We start from the raw sequence: 2,195 nt of genomic DNA on the forward strand, positions 1-2,195 counted from the left end.
GGTAGATTGCAAGAATTAACCGAACACTGCAAACTGCTGAAAAACCTTTCGTGGTGATTGCCAGTTGAGTGTTTTCATTGGTCTCGCATTGATCCAATGATTAATTTGATCTAATTCTTTGGCGCTAACTGTTTCAATTTTGCGTTCTTTCGGTATAAAACGACGGACGTATCGATTTAATATCTCATTACTCCCACGTTCTTCTGGTGAATATGGGTGCGCAAAATAGACTGGAATGCCTAGTTTTTGCTCGATTTCGTTATATTTTGCAAATTCTCGCCCACGATCAACAGTGATTGACTTGGCATTTTTGATCCCTTGAAAAAAACGAATTAAGACTGGTGTCACTGCCTGACTATTGCGCCCAGTGACCCGTCTCACGATATGTTGCCGGCTTAGTCTTTCAGTAATTGTCACCAGCACATCGCCACGTCTTTTACCCGATTGCATGGTGTCAACTTCAAAATGTCCAAAGGTTTGTCGTGCTTTCACACTTTCAGGTCTCGTTTCAATCGAACGACCATGCACAAATACTTGTCGTCTACCATCAGATTGACGCTTTTGACGGTTACCTTTGTCAGATAAATCAGCCAATGATAGTTTGAGTCGACCAGCATTGCGCCAATTATAAATCGTTTTGAAAGGTAACCCTAAAACATGCGCAGCGGTTTCTGGTGACCACTTCAATATACCAATGTGGTGATTCAAAAAGACAGCGATAGCTGGTGTTAGCGTGTCATGACGACCACGTAGATGACGTTTTTTCAATGCCAACGCATGAGCAATCTCAGCTTTATAGGGTGTAACTTGATGAATTTCAATCGAAACGGTTGAAGGAGAGCGTTTAATAAAGCGTGCAATGGCACGAACAGAATAATTCAATTCGAGTAAAGTTTGAATGACAGTGCGTTCTTGAGATGATAAACTAGTCATGAGTCGCAGTTCCTTTATGGTTGTTTTGGACAATTACCATTAAAGGCGCTGCGGCTTTTTTATTCAAGTGTTCGGTTTAATTTTACAATCTTCCATATACTAAAATACTTATGACAATACTAATCACCTGATTGTTTGCGGTATACTTCATTATCAACGACTAATCGCAAAAATGTATTAAATTGATCAAATCCATATTCAATCCGTTTCTGAATAAACTCAATCTCAATATAATGCCTGATATACTTAATTGTTTGATCGTGGATATTTTCCAATTGCGCAAAGAACAACGCTTTATTCTGAACCTGTAATTTACGATATTGATTATGAATATGATCTATCGCTTGATTAACATGATCAATTACACTACCGTCTAAGCTAACTTTTTCTAGCAAAGCCTGATACTGTTTACGAATAGTTTTCATAGCGTCATTGATGATAGCTTCATCTTCATATTGATGTTCAATTAAACTAATTGTCTGATCTAAATTTTCTAATGCCTGGTTACACGTTGTTAATAATTCTACTAAACGGTCTACCTGCTTAATTTGCTCATATAAATCTTGCACTAAATAAGGTGTCATTCTATCGTCATACCGTTGATAGAAATGTGCCAATTCAATATAAACTGACTGCATAGCCTTGCTACTTAACTTGTTTGAACTCTGATAAGCCGTATATAAATGTAGATAATCATTTTTAACGGTTATAAATATTTCTTTCACCAAATGATAGGCACTATCTGGCAAAATGCTAATATCATATCCCAATTTTACTGCTGTCATACTCTATTTCCTTTCGTTACCAATGTAATTTGTACTTTGAATTGTCACCAGGATAAGCAAAAGTCATGTCACCATAACCAACGGCTTGACTGTCCTTAGCATACGATTTCTTAGGCACTAACGTAATTTCATAGTCCTTACTAGTGCCTGCATTTTGTCCTGATTTGACGGCATTTTGATTAGCAATAATTAGGTCACCATTTGCCAAAACATGTAACACCACGCCTGTATGATTAGGACGATCAGAAGAAAATACTGCCCCAGCTTTTGGTGTCGTTGTGACTTTTACCCCTGTTACTTTTGCCACTGCTTCTGCGGTCACATTACCATTTCCTCTAAAAGTGAAATTAGGTGACCAAATCGCATTCATATAGACTTGTGAAAAACCAGCACACTGATTGTAAGCGTCTGGTGTCGTTAAACGCCAGTCTAGTTTTTTGGACGTAATATTATGCACGTAGGGCTTAATGTCATCTG

At 37.8% G+C, this 2,195-nt stretch carries 3 protein-coding genes; all 3 read right to left on the reverse strand.

Translation table 11 applies throughout. The annotated features are described in order from the left end of the window. Window positions 1-15 precede the first annotated feature (15 nt). Window positions 16-933, reverse strand: coding sequence for an IS30 family transposase (locus BMG01_RS10295; protein ID WP_084013490.1), 918 nt, complete (start codon window positions 931-933; stop codon window positions 16-18). Between the two features lie 119 nt (window positions 934-1,052). Then, window positions 1,053-1,718, reverse strand: a complete 666-nt coding sequence (locus BMG01_RS10300) for a hypothetical protein (protein ID WP_036068832.1) — start codon at window positions 1,716-1,718, stop codon at window positions 1,053-1,055. 16 nt (window positions 1,719-1,734) lie between these two features. Continuing rightward, on the reverse strand, window positions 1,735-2,195 hold a 461-nt coding region (locus BMG01_RS10305; RefSeq protein WP_143472300.1), incomplete at its 5' end, for a CHAP domain-containing protein.

Source organism: Leuconostoc sp. BM2 (genome assembly GCF_002095565.1).
Taxonomy (GTDB): domain Bacteria; phylum Bacillota; class Bacilli; order Lactobacillales; family Lactobacillaceae; genus Leuconostoc; species Leuconostoc falkenbergense.

Coding starts and splice junctions, on each gene's coding strand:
- BMG01_RS10295 (WP_084013490.1), bottom strand. CDS start 933: ATGACTAGTTTATCATCTCAAGAACGCACTGTCATTCAAACTTTACTC.
- BMG01_RS10300 (WP_036068832.1), bottom strand. CDS start 1,718: ATGACAGCAGTAAAATTGGGATATGATATTAGCATTTTGCCAGATAGT.